The 14,097-nt window shown below is 61.6% G+C and carries 14 protein-coding genes; 4 read left to right on the top strand and 10 right to left on the bottom strand.

The annotated features are described in order from the left end of the window. The first annotated feature begins 482 nt into the window (after window positions 1-482). From ACRWA7_RS28930 to waaA, 4 genes are all read left to right on the top strand, one after another. Window positions 483-1,898 carry a phosphomannomutase/phosphoglucomutase gene (locus tag ACRWA7_RS28930; protein WP_438393872.1) on the top strand — a complete coding sequence of 472 codons (1,416 nt, stop codon included), beginning with the start codon at window positions 483-485 and terminating at the stop codon, window positions 1,896-1,898. Window positions 1,899-2,699: 801 nt separating this feature from the next. Next, window positions 2,700-3,695 (top strand): lipopolysaccharide heptosyltransferase I, encoded by a 996-nt coding sequence (waaC, locus tag ACRWA7_RS28925; protein WP_438393869.1) that lies wholly within the window; start codon window positions 2,700-2,702, stop codon window positions 3,693-3,695. A 227-nt stretch (window positions 3,696-3,922) separates the two neighbouring features. Further along, window positions 3,923-4,807: a Kdo hydroxylase family protein gene (locus ACRWA7_RS28920; protein WP_060856137.1), complete on the top strand. Its 885-nt coding sequence runs from the start codon at window positions 3,923-3,925 to the stop codon at window positions 4,805-4,807. 55 nt (window positions 4,808-4,862) lie between these two features. Next, window positions 4,863-6,218, top strand: a complete 1,356-nt coding sequence (gene waaA / locus ACRWA7_RS28915; RefSeq protein ID WP_438393866.1) for a lipid IV(A) 3-deoxy-D-manno-octulosonic acid transferase — start codon at window positions 4,863-4,865, stop codon at window positions 6,216-6,218. Between the two features lie 27 nt (window positions 6,219-6,245). On the opposite strand, the gene ACRWA7_RS28910 is transcribed toward waaA, so the two are convergent. From ACRWA7_RS28910 to ACRWA7_RS28865, 10 genes are all read right to left on the bottom strand, one after another. Continuing rightward, window positions 6,246-7,436 (bottom strand): glycosyltransferase, encoded by a 1,191-nt coding sequence (locus ACRWA7_RS28910; protein ID WP_438396818.1) that lies wholly within the window; start codon window positions 7,434-7,436, stop codon window positions 6,246-6,248. 219 nt (window positions 7,437-7,655) lie between these two features. Continuing rightward, window positions 7,656-8,306: an urease accessory protein UreG gene (ureG, locus tag ACRWA7_RS28905; RefSeq protein ID WP_060856135.1), complete on the bottom strand. Its 651-nt coding sequence runs from the start codon at window positions 8,304-8,306 to the stop codon at window positions 7,656-7,658. A 9-nt stretch (window positions 8,307-8,315) separates the two neighbouring features. Beyond that, window positions 8,316-8,996 (bottom strand): urease accessory protein UreF, encoded by a 681-nt coding sequence (locus ACRWA7_RS28900; protein ID WP_438396817.1) that lies wholly within the window; start codon window positions 8,994-8,996, stop codon window positions 8,316-8,318. Then, entirely contained in the window at window positions 8,983-9,585 is a 603-nt protein-coding gene (ureE, locus tag ACRWA7_RS28895) for an urease accessory protein UreE (protein ID WP_438393864.1), read from the bottom strand. Before ureE ends, ACRWA7_RS28900 begins: the two co-directional genes overlap by 14 nt. A 7-nt stretch (window positions 9,586-9,592) precedes the next feature. Further along, window positions 9,593-11,299: an urease subunit alpha gene (gene ureC, locus ACRWA7_RS28890; protein ID WP_438393861.1), complete on the bottom strand. Its 1,707-nt coding sequence runs from the start codon at window positions 11,297-11,299 to the stop codon at window positions 9,593-9,595. Window positions 11,300-11,321: 22 nt separating this feature from the next. Continuing rightward, entirely contained in the window at window positions 11,322-11,627 is a 306-nt protein-coding gene (locus ACRWA7_RS28885; protein WP_060856131.1) for an urease subunit beta, read from the bottom strand. Between the two features lie 19 nt (window positions 11,628-11,646). Continuing rightward, window positions 11,647-11,949 carry an urease subunit gamma gene (locus ACRWA7_RS28880; RefSeq protein ID WP_060856130.1) on the bottom strand — a complete coding sequence of 101 codons (303 nt, stop codon included), beginning with the start codon at window positions 11,947-11,949 and terminating at the stop codon, window positions 11,647-11,649. A gap of 79 nt (window positions 11,950-12,028) precedes the next feature. After that, on the bottom strand, window positions 12,029-12,748 hold the full coding sequence (locus ACRWA7_RS28875) for an amino acid ABC transporter ATP-binding protein (protein ID WP_056355909.1): 720 nt from the start codon (window positions 12,746-12,748) through the stop codon (window positions 12,029-12,031). Then, window positions 12,735-13,385, bottom strand: a complete 651-nt coding sequence (locus ACRWA7_RS28870) for an amino acid ABC transporter permease (RefSeq protein WP_060856129.1) — start codon at window positions 13,383-13,385, stop codon at window positions 12,735-12,737. Before ACRWA7_RS28870 ends, ACRWA7_RS28875 begins: the two co-directional genes overlap by 14 nt. Then, on the bottom strand, window positions 13,382-14,059 hold the full coding sequence (locus ACRWA7_RS28865; protein ID WP_438393857.1) for an amino acid ABC transporter permease: 678 nt from the start codon (window positions 14,057-14,059) through the stop codon (window positions 13,382-13,384). The genes ACRWA7_RS28870 and ACRWA7_RS28865 overlap by 4 nt, the downstream gene beginning before the upstream one ends. Window positions 14,060-14,097: the final 38 nt, after the last annotated feature.

Here is a 14,097-nt window from a genome sequence, read left to right as displayed (position 1 = left end):
GATCCGTGCTGTTCGTGAATGTGCGTTGTCCCGCCCATTCAGGGCGCGATTGTCATCACCTTTGTTGTTCGAAGTGAAAAAGCGTTGGAGCATTGGATTAGAATATTTGCGCGGGTCCGCGTGACCTTGCGGACGCCTTGCAGACCTGAAACGGGTCCAGGCGTGGCTTGGGCGCTTCGAAAGACTGCGATTATAGGTGCGAACAGTGCGTGCAAACGCTTGTGTTCGATACCACCCGACGGTGTTGCATAGCCGGCTTGATGAATTCAGCAGGAACGCACAGGTGGGAACAGGCGGAAGTCGAACCGCGCGGGTCAATTTCTTTCGTTATTTTTTCGCGCGACGTCCGGATATTGTTTCCGGACCGGCGCAAGTGGGATTCAAAGCAGGTTTCAAGCAAGTCCGCATCAGAGGGTCTTCGTGACCCGGGTCGCTTCGGGATGCCCCGGAACCATTTCAATTATTAGTCAGGTAGCCATTCCATGAGTCAGTCACCGCAAGCATCAGTTACCCAGTCCATTTTCAAGGCTTACGACATTCGCGGCATTGTGGGCAAGACAGTCGATGCCGGCGTTGCCCGCAGTATCGGCCGCGCGTTCGGGAGCGAGATCCGCAAGCTTGGCGGCGACTCTGCGGTCGTGGCGCGCGACGGGCGCTTGTCCGGCCCGGAACTCGTTGGCGCGCTGGCTGACGGCCTGCGCGAAGCAGGTGTGGATGTGGTCGATGTCGGCATGGTGCCAACGCCAGTCGGCTATTTCGCGGCCAGCGTGCCGCTCGCGCTGCCTTCGGGCGAGCGCCGTGTGGATTCGTGCATTGTCGTGACGGGCAGCCACAATCCGCCCGATTACAACGGCTTCAAGATGGTCTTGCGCGGCGCCGCCATCTACGGCGAGCAGATTCAGGCACTGTATCAGCGCATCGTGAATAACGATTTCGAAAGCGGCGCGGGCACATACACGGAATACGATATCCAGCAGGTTTATCTCGACCGCATTGTGAGCGACATCAAGCCTGTGCGTCCGATGAAGATTGTCGTCGATGCCGGTAATGGCGTGGCGGGTGAACTTGCGCCGCGTTTGTTCAAGGCGCTGGGCTGCGAGATTGTTGAGTTGTTCACGGATATTGATGGCACGTTCCCGAATCACCATCCTGATCCGGCGCATCCGGAGAATTTGCAGGACGTGATCAAGGCGTTGAAGGAAACGGACGCGGAAATCGGTTTTGCTTTCGATGGCGACGGTGACCGGCTTGGTGTTGTCACGAAAGATGGGCAGATCATTTATCCGGATCGCCAGTTGATGTTGTTTGCGCAGGAAGTGTTGTCGCGCAACAAGGGTGGCCAGATCATTTATGACGTCAAGTGCACGCGCAATCTTGCGAAGTGGGTTCGTGACCAGGGTGGTGAGCCGGTGATGTGGAAGACGGGTCATTCGCTGGTCAAGGCGAAGTTGCGTGAGACGGGTGCGCCGCTGGCGGGTGAGATGAGCGGTCACGTGTTTTTCAAGGATCGCTGGTATGGCTTCGATGACGGCCTTTATACCGGCGCGCGGATGCTTGAAATTCTTTCGCGGGTGGCGGACCCTAGCAAGTTGCTTAATGACTTGCCGAATTCGCTTTCCACGCCTGAGTTGCAGTTGAAATTGAAAGAAGGCGAGAATTTCGAGTTGATCGGCAAGATGCAGAAGAATGCCAAGTTCACTGGCGCGGATGATGTGGTGACTATCGATGGGTTGCGGGTTGAGTATCCGGATGGGTTCGGGCTTGCGCGGTCGTCGAATACCACGCCGGTGGTGGTGATGCGGTTTGAAGCGGACAGCGAGGACGCGCTGAAACGTATTCAGGAAGATTTTCGGCGGGTGATTCTGGCGGAGAAGGCCGACGCCCAATTGCCATTTTGATTTTCGCTGGCGCTAGTGGACCCTTGACGGGTTTGCTGGCGCTGTCGGGGGAGTTGGCGCTGGGTTGCTGCTTTTTGGGTCTTCGCGCGGTCTGCTTTAGCTGATTTTTTTAGCACTGTTAGCCACTGTCCGTGGCGGGACTTCATTTCTTTTTCCAACGGCGAAAAAGAAACGAAGCAAAGAAAACGCCTTTCAACCGCTAATTCTTAAGGAGACCGAGCGTGCAGTGATATCTGCTTGGGACTTCAAAAGAACGCCCAGCGTAAAACCCCGGACAGTTGGAAACCCTCCCGCTCCGTTTACCGATACCCACACGCTTCGCCACCAGTGTGAGTAGCCGTTAAACAGAAAAGCGCGGCGCACGTCGCGCGCTGGTTTGCGTGCTTGAACACAAACGCGGTGTTTGGCCGTGGCGGTTCTGTGGAGTTGTGTGCTTGCCCGAGAGCGCTAGTGGCGAAGCGTGTGGATGTAGGGGTTCGGAGGGGGAGGGTTTCAGGTGTTGTTGGTTATGGCGTCGAGGGTTCTTTTGAAGTCCCAAGCAGATCTGCGTGCACGCTTGGTCTCCTTAAGAATTAGCGGTTGGAAGGCGTTTTCTTTGCTTCGTTTCTTTTTCGCCGTTGGAAAAAGAAATGAAGTCCCGCCACGGACAGTGGCTAACAGTGCTAAAAAGATCAACGAACAAAAACCGCGCGCAGAGCTAAAAAGCAGCAACCCAGCAGCACCTCCCACCAAAAGCGCCAGCAACCCCTACCGGGCCCCGAGCGCCAACCTCCGCTCAATTAAAACCCCACCCCGTCCAGCGTGAAAAAGATCCTGATAGTCCGGGTATCATCCCTCGGTGATGTCGTCCACAACATGCCGGCCATCGCCGATATCCGCCGCATCCACCCGGATGCACAAATCGACTGGCTAGTCGAAGAAAGCTTCACCAGCCTGGTAGAACTCGTCCACGGCGTGCGCCGCGCCATCCCATTTTCCCTGCGGCGCTGGCGCAAACGCTTTTTTTCCCTCGATAACTGGCGCGAAATCCGGCGCTTCCGGCACATGCTCGCCGCGGAAAACTATGATCTGGTCATCGATTGCCAGGGCCTCATCAAAACCGCCTGGGTCGCAAGCTGGGCGCGCGGCACCCTGGTCGGCCTTGGAAACCGCACCGACGGCGCCGGCTACGAATGGCCCGTACGTTTCTTCTACAACAAACGCATTCCCATCGAACCGCGCACGCACGTGGTCGAACGCACGCGCCAACTGGTCGCCGCCGCACTCGGCGACCCGCGCCCGGAACCCACCGACAACATCGACTTCGGAATGGACACGCGCCGCGCCGCGCTTGCTTTGTCGCAAGCGGATCTCAACCTGCCGGTGCCCTATGTGGTGTTCGTCCACGCCACGTCCCGCGCCGATAAACAATGGCCCGATACCGCCTGGATCGAACTCGGCCAGTCACTGATCCGCCGAGGGGTATCGATTGTATTGCCGTGGGGCAGCGCCGCCGAACGCGAAACGAGCGAGAAATTAGCCAAAGAATTCGGCGCGGCCGCCGTGGTGCCGCCCCGGCTCTCGTTGCCGGCGGTGGTCGGCTTGATCGACGGCGCCGCGGCGACGGTCGGCGTGGACACAGGACTCGTGCATATCGCAGCGGCGCTCAAGCGTCCGACCATCGAGTTGTACAATTTCTCCACCGCATGGCGCACGGGCGGTTACTGGTCGCCGCGCGTGGTGAATCTTGGCAGCGCCGCGCAGCATCCGACCTTGCAGCAGGTCAAGGCGACGCTCGCGAGTTTCGGGTTGCTGTGAGGGCTTTTGTCGGGCATAGCCGCGAGTGCCTGCCCGCAGCGTTGCTCATTCTTGAGGCCTATCAAGCCCAGCGTTGCAGGCAGCGGATTTTGCGGCCGGTTTGAGCGAAAATGCGGCTCGCTCGTCGAACGGACGGCGAATCGAAACTGATTTCGGATCGATTCAAAGCCGTTTCGGCATGTTGATAGCTTGACCGCTCACTCGCTCATCCAAACAATCGAAGGCTCATGACCGAATCTCAAATCATCGAAGTCGCTTCCGCCGACTGGCAGGGCCAGCAGCTCTCCGTGCCGCGCGAGGCGCTACTGGCCGGCGTGGAACGCGGCAAGGTGCTGTACTTTCCGCATCTGGCCTTTGCCATAGAAGGCGGCGAGCGCGCGCTGCTCGACCCGAAAGTCGCCGATCCCGAGCGCAAGAACATCAGTCTCGCGCCCAATGGCGGCGCGCTCGCCGGCGTACTCGGCGACGCGGTCACGCAATCCGCCGTGCGCGCATTGATCGCCCGATATCAGGCGAACGCACGCTCGCTCGTGGACGGTCTTTTCCCCGAATATCGCGGCAAGCTGCGCGTGGCGCCGACCAGCCTGCGGCTGCATCGCGTGGAAACGCGCGAGACGTCGTGGCGCAAGGACGACAGCCGCCTTCACGTCGATGCCTTCCCGTCGCGGCCCAATTACGGCGAGCGCATCCTGCGCGTGTTCACGAACGTCAATCCCGATGGCGCACCGCGCGTGTGGCGCGTCGGCGAGCCGTTCGAGGACATGGCGAAGCGCTTCCTGCCGTCGATCAAACCGCCGGTTCCAGGTTCGGCCTGGCTCATGAACTTGCTGAAGATCACCAAAACGCCGCGCAGCGAATACGATCACCTGATGCTTCATTTGCATGACGCAATGAAAGCCGACATTGGTTATCAAAAGACATCGCCGCAGGAGGAAATGCCGTTTCCGCCCGGCTGCGTATGGGTTTGTTTCTCCGATCAAACCTCCCACGCCGTAATGGCCGGCCAGTACATGATGGAGCAGACCTTCTTCCTTCCAGTGAACGCGATGGTCCAGCCCGACTGCGCGCCGCTCGGCATCCTGCAGCGCCTGAAGGGACGGGCGCTGGTTTGAGCGCCGCCTGGCCGCTGGATGCGCACGTCGCGCGCTGTCCCTTGACGGATCGCCGATGCTGAGGCTCGTGTATCGCGCGTTGTGGTGGATCGTCGCGCCGCTCGCCGTGCTGCGGCTTTTGATCCGGTCGCGGCGCGAGCGCGGGTATCGCGAGCATATTGGCGAGCGCTTTGGTTTTGGCCCCGTTCGCCGTGGCGACGACGTCGCGCCGCTGATCTGGGTTCACGCGGTTTCGGTTGGAGAGACGCGTGCGGCGCAACCGTTGATCGAAGCGTTGCAGCGCGCGTTTCCCGATGCCCGGATCCTCCTCACGCACATGACGCCGAGCGGCCGCGCAACCGGTGAGCAGTTGTTCGGCGAGCGCGTTTCGCGCAGCTATCTTCCCTACGATTCACCCTGGCTCGTGCGGCGATTCTTGCGCGCGTGGCGGCCTTCGCTTGGGATCGTGATGGAGACGGAAGTCTGGCCAACGCTTATCGATGAGTGCAAGCGCGCCGGCGTCCCGCTGGTGCTGACGAACGCACGGATGTCGGCGAGATCGTTCAAGCGCGCGGCGAAGTTCGGCAATGCGACGCGCGAGGTATTCGGCGGTTTCACGCGGGTGCTGGCGCAGACGCCGTCGGACGCCGAGCGCCTGAGCGCCCTGGGCGCGCGCAATGTCGCGGTGCTCGGCAACCTCAAGTTCGACATGTCCGCGCCGCCCGAACTCGGCGCACGCGGCCACGCGTGGCGCGCGGCGATTGGCGGGCGGCCTGTCTGGGTGGCGGCGAGCACGCGCGAAGGCGAGGAAGCGCTCGTGCTGCAGGCGTTCACCGCGCTGCGTAACCACGTGCCCGACGCATTGCTGATTCTCGTGCCACGCCATCCGCAGCGCTTCGACGAAGTCGCCGCGCTGGTCAACGGCGCGGCGCTGAACCACGTGCGGCGCTCGACGTGGACGGGACGCGCGGCGGCGGCAGGATCGGGTATCGATGCCGCGCCGCCGTTGCCATCGGACATCAATGTGCTGCTCGGCGATTCGATGGGCGAACTTGGCGCGTACTACGCGGCGTCGGATGTGGCGTTTATCGGCGGGAGTTTGTTGCCTCTCGGCGGGCAGAACCTGATCGAGGCGTGCGCGGCGGGCGTGCCGGTGCTGATCGGGCCGCACACTTTCAATTTCACGCAGGCGACGAACGACGCGATTACTGAAGGCGCGGCGTTGCGCGTGAGCGATCCGGCGGCGCTGGCGCGCGGCCTGCGCGATCTTTTCACCGATAAACCCCGCCGCCAGGCCATGAGCGCGGCGGCATCGGCGTTCGCGGCGAAGCATCGGGGGGCGACGGCGAGGACGGTGGAGGCGTTGGGGACGTTGTTGCAGACCAATGCAGAGGAATCGGGAAACGGCTTTTCACTCCACGATCCGGCTTGATCAGCGCTGCGGTTTGGTCAAACCACGCTAACCAGCTTCATTTCCGCGTCCCGCCAGCAGCCGCTCCATACACGCGACAAACCGCTCGTTGCTGGCGTCCACGCCATATTCCCGCGCCCGGGCGAGTGCCGTGCGCGTAAATCCATCGCGCAGTGCATTGTCCAGAATCAATCGCGATATTGCGTGCGCCATCGCGTCCACTTCGCCGACCGGAACCAGCAAGCCGAACTTGCCATCGTCGAGAATCTCGCGCGGCCCCGTCGGGCAATCGGTGGAAATCACCGGTTTTCCCAGCGCCAGCGCCTCGAGCAAAACCATCGGCATGCCTTCATAGCGCGAACTCAGCACCAGCGCGCTCGCGCCCGCGACGATCGCGTGCGGATTGTTCCGATACCCCGTGAAATGCACGCGTGCGCCAACACCCAGTTCGGCCGCAAGCGCTTCCAGTTCGGCACGAAATCCGCCGTCGCCGACGATCACGAGGTCTTCCTCCAGGTCCCCATGTTTCGCCGCCAACTGCGCGTACGCGCGCAGCAAGGTCCGATGATCCTTCTGGATTTCATCGAGCCGCGCCACGGAAACGATGTACGGCCTGGGACACGGCGGCGCTTCCGCGGCCGCGGCATTCTCGCGAATCCGGTCGATATCGATCGCATTCGGCAGCACGAACACGTTGCGCAGACGCCCGTGGAACAGCGCGGTTGCTTCTTCGGCCATATGGCGGTTCAGCGCCGCGATGCCGTCGTAACGGCCGTACTGCGTCAGCAACCGTTTCATTTTCCGGCGCCGGCCGCCGAGCCGTGCGTCGAAACTGAAATGATTCACGCCGAGCCACGCGTTGCCGAAACGCCCGGCGAGCCGGCGCAAGGACATGTCGAAGTCGATGATGATGTCGTGACGCAGCGCCAGTTCCGAGACGCGCGCTTTCACGTGCGGCCGCACGGCGAGTGTGTTGAACACGTCGCGGCCAACGCGGCCGAGCTTGCTCAGCGTGTGCGCGTAGCGGCGCTTCTGGAAGACGTTGAGCCAGGGTTTGTTGGTGAGGATCTCGACCGTGACATCCGCCGGAATCTGCGCGCGAAAGCGCTGTTCGAACGCAGGCGATGAAAACATCACCGAAAGCGTCACCGCAAAACGCGCACGGTCGAAGATGCGCAACCACTGCATCAGCGACGACTCGATGCCGCCATCGTTGAAATCCGCGACATGAAACAGCACTGAAACGCGCGGCGAGGATTGCCCGACGCGCTCTCGGGACGCCAGGGAGGCCATGGAAGCACGTTCCAGCAGGACGGTGGTATCGGCGGGACTGTCGATCGAAATTCTCCCGGTACTGGCGGCAGCCATTGGAATATTTAAGGCAATATCCTAACGCACTCGGTGAAGCGGACGCAGTTTCACCGCCGCGCGCCGACCGGACTTGCGCCTCCAGCGCCGTCAAACCGTAAGCAAACCCTTCTTTTCGATGAAACTCACCACCTGATCCAGCCCGTCCAGCGCTTTCAGGTTGCACATGACGAACGGGCGTTCGCCGCGCATTTTCCTGGCATCGGAGGCCATGATGTCGAGATTTGCACCCACGTACGGCGCGAGATCGATCTTGTTGATCACCAGCAGATCGGATTTCGTAATGCCGGGTCCGCCCTTGCGCGGAATTTTTTCTCCGCCGGCGACATCGATCACGTAAATGGTCAGGTCCGACAATTCCGGGCTGAAAGTTGCCGCGAGATTGTCGCCGCCCGACTCGATAAACACGATATCCGCGTCCGGAAAGCGTTCGATCATCTGGTCGACGGCTTCGAGGTTGATCGACGCGTCCTCGCGAATGGCCGTGTGCGGGCAGCCGCCCGTTTCCACGCCCATGATGCGCTCGGCGGGCAACGCGCCGGCCACGGTGAGCAGGCGCTGGTCTTCCTTCGTGTAGATGTCGTTGGTGATGGCGACGAGGTCGTATTTCTCGCGCATCGCCTTGCAGAGCATTTCGAGCAGCGTGGTCTTGCCCGAACCGACGGGGCCGCCCACGCCCACGCGCAACGGCGGCAGTTTCTTGGTGCGGCGGGCGGCCGCGGAATAGACAGGAGCGTTCATGGTTTTGAGCTAGGAGCGAAATAAGCGCGAGTACTGCGACTCGTGACGCGCTGAAAGAATGCCGAGTTGCGGCGCGAAAGTGTTGATTTCCTCCGGCGAGGTGGCGAGCGCGTGTTCGACCGCCTGGTCGATTGCAACGCGCAGCGCCACGATGATCCGTTGTCCCGCGATCTGGCCGAGCGGCACGGCTTTCAAGGCAGCCGCCGCCTGGTTTTCCACCCACGCGAAAGCGTAGGCGGCGAGGGCGGCGTCGGGCGCGGCGTCGTGGGCGAAAGCGGCGAACGCGAACGCCGTTGGCTGGGAGATTGGCTTGATGGCGTTCAGCGTGGCGAGGCGCGCGGCGTCGCCCCATTCGAGCTGCGTGCACAACTGCGCGAGCGACCAGCCCATTTGCTGCGTCTCGCGGCGCAATTCCGCCGATTCCCGGCTGGCGAGGAATTCTTCATCGGCCTGGGTTAGTCCGGCCGCGTCGTGCGTGCGCCAGCGGTTCATCTGGTGCGCAAGAAAAGGCAGTTCGCCGCGCGCGAGGACATGTGCCAGGCCGTTGGCAATCCAGTCGCGGGCGCTGTCGCCGTCGCGGATAAAACCATGTTCTATCGCCGATTCCAGACCCTGCGAGTAACTGAATGCGCCAATGGGCAACGCCGGCGACGCAAGATGAAGCAGCGCCGTGAGCTCAGCGGTGCGCATGACCGTGGTCGTGATCGTGGCCCTCGTGCCCGTGCGAGCATTGCGAATGGTCGCCGTGATCGTGGCCGTGCGAATGGCCGTGATGGTCATCGAAGACCTTTTGCGCTAGCGCGTAGTCTTCCATGAAGGTTTCGTCGTGGCCATGCTTGTGGCCGCCGCCATACGCGCCGGTTTCGGGCTGGAACGGCGCCAGCGCGTGATCCACATGCGCGCCGAGGCGCTTCAACATGTCTTCCAGCACCGGATCGGCTTCCAGTTTCAATTGTCCCGCGCCGACTTCCACCGGCGTGTGGCGATTGCCCAGGTGGTAAGCGGCGCGCGTCAAGGTAACGGCGTCATGCGCGTGCACGACCAGCACATCCTGTTCGGCGGCGATCACGCGAACCAGCGCGCCGTCGTCGGCCACGAGCATATCGCCGTCGCGCAGCACCGTGCCGCGCGGCAGCACCAGCGCGATCTCCTCGCCGTTATCCAGCCGGGCGGCGAGACGGCTCTTGCAGCGGTCGTCGAAGGCAAGGGTGAGCGTCGGCGCGCGCTTGATCAGCGGTGCGGCCAGTTTTGCTTCGATACGTTTGTCGATCGTGCGCATTTGGGTCTCAAAAAAGGAAGTAGCGCTGCGCCATCGGCAGGACGGTTGCCGGCTCGCAGGTGAGCAACTGGCCGTCGGCTACCACCTGATAGGTTTCCGGATCGACGGTAATCGACGGCCTGTACGCATTGTGAATCATGTCGGCCTTCGAGACGTTCCGGCAGTTCTTCACGGCGACGACCTGTTTCTTCAGGCCATATTTCTCACCGATGCCGGCGTCCAAAGCCATCTGCGATACAAACGTCAGCGACGTCTTGCCAAGCGCCCCGCCGCGCGTGGCGAACATCTCGCGATAATGAACTGGCTGCGGCGTTGGAATCGATGCGTTCGGGTCGCCCATCTGCGCGACGGCGATCATGCCGCCCTTGAGGATCATCGCGGGTTTCACGCCGAAGAACGCCGGTTCCCAGAACACGAGATCGGCCCATTTGCCAGGTTCGATGGAACCCACTTCGTGCGCAATGCCATGCGTGATCGCGGGGTTGATCGTGTACTTGGCGACATACCGTTTCGCGCGGAAATTATCGTGGCGCGCGTTGTCCTCGGGTAGCGCGCCGCGTTGCGCTTTCATCTTGTGCGCGGTCTGCCACGTGCGCATGACGACTTCGCCGACACGGCCCATCGCCTGCGAATCGGACGACAGCATGGACAGCGCGCCCAGGTCGTGAAGGATGTCTTCGGCGGCAATCGTCTCGCGCCGGATGCGCGATTCGGCGAACGCAATGTCTTCCGCAATCGATGGGTCCAGGTGATGGCACACCATCAGCATGTCGAGGTGTTCGTCGAGCGTGTTGATGGTGTACGGACGCGTGGGATTGGTGGAAGACGGCAAAACGTTCGACTCGCCGCATACCTTGATGATGTCCGGCGCATGGCCGCCGCCCGCGCCTTCGGTGTGATACGTGTGGATGGTGCGGCCCTTGAACGCCGCGACCGTCGTTTCCACGAAACCCGCTTCGTTCAGCGTGTCCGTGTGAATGGCGACTTGTGTGTCGGTATCGTCGGCAACGGACAGGCAATTGTCGATGGCGGCGGGCGTCGTGCCCCAGTCCTCGTGCAGCTTCAGGCCAATCGCGCCAGCCTTGATCTGTTCGACCAGCGGCGCCGGCACGCTGACATTGCCCTTGCCGAGAAAGCCCAGGTTCACGGGCCAGCCATCGGCGGCTTGCAGCATGCGTTCGAGATGCCACGGACCCGGCGTGCAGGTCGTCGCGTTCGTGCCGGTCGCGGGACCGGTGCCGCCGCCGAGCATGGTCGTTACGCCTGAAGCCAGCGCTTCATCGATCTGCTGCGGGCTGATGAAGTGAATATGCGAGTCGATACCCCCCGCCGTCACGATCATCCCTTCGCCGGCAATCACTTCGGTCGCGCCGCCGATTGCGATCGTCACGCCCGGCTGGATATCCGGATTCCCTGCCTTGCCGATCGCAAATACGCGCCCATCCTTGATGCCGATATCCGCCTTCACGATGCCCCAGTAATCGAGGATCAGCGCGTTCGTCACGACCGTATCCACGACGTCGGCATGCACGCGTTGCGACTGGCCCATGCCGTCGCGGATCACCTTGCCGCCGCCGAACTTCACCTCTTCGCCGTAGGTGGTGAAGTCGCGTTCGACTTCGATCACGAGGTCGGTATCGGCGAGACGCACGCGGTCGCCGGTGGTCGGGCCGAACATCTCCGCGTAGGCGCGGCGTCCGATGCGTAGCGTCATGTCGATAATCCTGAAGTTGAGATCAAAGCGGGCCCATCACGAGGCCGTTGAAACCATAGACGTGGCGTTCGCCCGCCAGTGCCACGAGTTCGACCGTGCGCTCCTGGCCCGGCTCGAAGCGCACGGCCGTGCCCGATGCAATGTTCAGCCGGAAGCCGCGCGCCTTGTCGCGCTCGAACGTGAGCGCCGTATTGACTTCGAAGAAATGAAAATGCGAGCCGACCTGAACCGGCCGGTCTCCCGTATTCGATACCGTCACGGACACGGTTTCGCGGCCCGCGTTGAGTTCGTGCTCACCATCGTCGATGAGATATTCGCCCGGGATCATGTGCGGCTCCTTCGGTGAATCAGGGAATCGGATGGTGGACGGTCACGAGCTTGGTGCCATCGGGGAAGGTCGCTTCAATCTGGATGTCGGGGATCATTTCCGGCACGCCTTCCATGACGTCGTCGCGCGTGAGCAGGGTGGTGCCGTAGTGCATGACGTCGGCGACCGTGCGCCCGTCGCGCGCTGCTTCCATCAACGCGGCCGAAATGAACGCCACGGCTTCCGGATAGTTCAGCTTCAGTCCGCGTGCGCGGCGCCGCTCCGCCAGCAATGCGGCGGTGAAGATCAGCAGCTTGTCTTTTTCGCGGTGAGTTAGCTTCATGGCTCGGAAGATGTTTTGAGTGGGGCGCGGTTTTTCGGTGCGAATCCTAGCATCGCTTCCCTACAGAATCATTGGCGCTTCACTGAATGAACTTGCGCAGTTCGATAGTCGTCGGCCGCTCGAAAATCTCTTCCGGCGTGCCGCTTTCCCACACGCGCCCCTGATGCATGAACACGACCTTGTTCGATACCCGGCGCGCAAAGCGCATCTCATGCGTGACCATGATGAGCGTCATGCCATCGGCAGCGAGACTTTCGACCACGGCCAGCACTTCGCCCACGAGTTCCGGATCGAGCGCGGAGGTGATTTCATCGCAGAGAAGAACGGTTGGCTTCATGGCGAGCGCACGGGCAATCGCCACGCGCTGCTGTTGGCCGCCGGAGAGTTGCTCGGGATACGCGTTGAATTTATCGGCGAGACCGACGCGTTCGAGCACTTGTTCGGCTGTTGCGCGCGCCTTCGCCTTGTGGACTTTCTTGACCACCGTTTGCGCGAGCATCACGTTTTGCCCGGCCGTCAGATGCGGAAACAGGTTGTATTGCTGGAACACCATGCCCACTTTCAGGCGCAATGCGCGCAGGTCGGCGTGACGTGCATCGATATGTTCGCCGTCGATTTCTATCGATCCTTCGTCGATACTTTCCAGACCGTTCAAGGTCCGCAGCAACGTGCTCTTGCCCGAACCGCTGCGCCCGATGATCGCGACCACCTGTCCCGGTTCCACCGAAAAATCGATGCCCTTCAGGACCTGGTTCGCGCCGAATTGCTTCTTGAGGTTTTGCGTTTCAACGAGCGGCATTCCATTTCCTTTCGAGCGTGCGCGCGTAACGGGTGAGCGGATAACAGATCACGAAGTAGATCACTGCAACGAGACCGTAGACCACGAAAGGGCGGAACGTCGCGTTCGAAATCATCGTGCCGGCCTTGGTGAGCTCAGTGAAGCCGATGATCGAAACAAGCGCCGTATCCTTCACGGCCTGCACGCCGAAACCGACCGTGGGTCCAATCGCGATGCGCGTGGCTTGAGGAAGGATCACGTGGCGCAATTGCTCGAAGTAGTTCATCGCAAGACTCGACGATGCTTCCCATTGGCCTTTCGGAATCGCTTCCACGCAGCCGCGCCAGATTTCCGCCAGATACGCGCTCGTGAAAAGCGTGAGGCCGACCGTTGCCGCAATCCACGGCTGGACTTCGACGCCAAGCAAAGGCAAGCCGAAGAACACGAGGAACAGTTGCATCAGGAGCGGCGTGCCCTGGAATATTTCGATGTAGAGCTTTACGATGGTCCGCAAGACCCGCGAACTCGATACACGCATCACGAGCAGCACGAAACCCACGATCCCGCCCGCCACGAACGAGACAATCGACAGCACGATTGTCCAGCGCGCCGCGAGCAGGAGATTCTCTAGGATTTGCTCGAACGTAAATTCGATCATCGCGCGCCTCGCAGGTTGCGGGCGAACATGCGCTTGCCGGCTTCGTTGAGCAGGAAGCGCAGGATGATCGCCATCACGAGGTACATCGCGGTAATCAGGAAGTAGGTTTCGAACGCGCGGAAGTTGCGCGACTGGATGTAGCTCGCCGCATAGGTCAGGTCGGACACCGAGATCTGCGACACCACCGCCGAGCCGAGCATCGTGATCACAATCTGGCTGGTGAGCGCAGGAAACACCTTCGCTATGGCTTGCGGCAGAACCACGTGCCGGAAGGTCTCGCCACGTGTCATCGCCAACGATGCCGCCGCTTCCAGATGTCCCTTCGGCACCGCCGCGATTCCCGAGCGGATGATCTCCACCGAATACGCGCCGAGATTGAGCGTCATTGCGAGCACGGCGGCGACGTATTCATCGATGCGAATACCCAACGCCGGCAGTCCGAAGAACACAAAGAACAACTGGACGATGAACGGCGTATTGCGGATCGCCTCCACGTATCCGCCCACGAACGATCGCAACGCCGGATACTTGCTGCCTTTGCCCGCCGCCCCGAGAATGCCGACGGCGAGGCCAAGCACGGTCGATACAGCCGTGAGTCCGAGCGTGATCGCCGCGCCGCTCGCGAACATGCCCGCGTACTGCCCGAGGTCGCCGAACTGAAGTTGATATGCCATTGACCGGCGCCTTGTTGATTGATTTCGGTGTTCGAGCG

The organism is Caballeronia sp. DA-9 (assembly GCF_051615025.1).
Classification (GTDB): Bacteria; Pseudomonadota; Gammaproteobacteria; order Burkholderiales; family Burkholderiaceae; genus Caballeronia; species Caballeronia sordidicola.
The sequence above is the reverse complement of the archived record's forward strand: the minus strand, read 5'-3'. Positions and strand labels throughout refer to the sequence as shown.

What these genes read in the sequence shown, in the direction of transcription:
- ACRWA7_RS28930 (WP_438393872.1), top strand. Translation starts at nt 483, where the DNA reads ATGAGTCAGTCACCGCAAGCATCAGTTACCCAGTCCATTTTCAAGGCT.
- ACRWA7_RS28920 (WP_060856137.1), top strand. Translation starts at nt 3,923, where the DNA reads ATGACCGAATCTCAAATCATCGAAGTCGCTTCCGCCGACTGGCAGGGC.
- waaA (WP_438393866.1), top strand. Translation starts at nt 4,863, where the DNA reads ATGCTGAGGCTCGTGTATCGCGCGTTGTGGTGGATCGTCGCGCCGCTC.
- ureG (WP_060856135.1), bottom strand. Translation starts at nt 8,306, where the DNA reads ATGAACGCTCCTGTCTATTCCGCGGCCGCCCGCCGCACCAAGAAACTG.
- ACRWA7_RS28900 (WP_438396817.1), bottom strand. Translation starts at nt 8,996, where the DNA reads ATGCGCACCGCTGAGCTCACGGCGCTGCTTCATCTTGCGTCGCCGGCG.
- ureE (WP_438393864.1), bottom strand. Translation starts at nt 9,585, where the DNA reads ATGCGCACGATCGACAAACGTATCGAAGCAAAACTGGCCGCACCGCTG.
- ureC (WP_438393861.1), bottom strand. Translation starts at nt 11,299, where the DNA reads ATGACGCTACGCATCGGACGCCGCGCCTACGCGGAGATGTTCGGCCCG.
- ACRWA7_RS28885 (WP_060856131.1), bottom strand. Translation starts at nt 11,627, where the DNA reads ATGATCCCGGGCGAATATCTCATCGACGATGGTGAGCACGAACTCAAC.
- ACRWA7_RS28880 (WP_060856130.1), bottom strand. Translation starts at nt 11,949, where the DNA reads ATGAAGCTAACTCACCGCGAAAAAGACAAGCTGCTGATCTTCACCGCC.
- ACRWA7_RS28875 (WP_056355909.1), bottom strand. Translation starts at nt 12,748, where the DNA reads ATGCCGCTCGTTGAAACGCAAAACCTCAAGAAGCAATTCGGCGCGAAC.
- ACRWA7_RS28870 (WP_060856129.1), bottom strand. Translation starts at nt 13,385, where the DNA reads ATGATCGAATTTACGTTCGAGCAAATCCTAGAGAATCTCCTGCTCGCG.
- ACRWA7_RS28865 (WP_438393857.1), bottom strand. Translation starts at nt 14,059, where the DNA reads ATGGCATATCAACTTCAGTTCGGCGACCTCGGGCAGTACGCGGGCATG.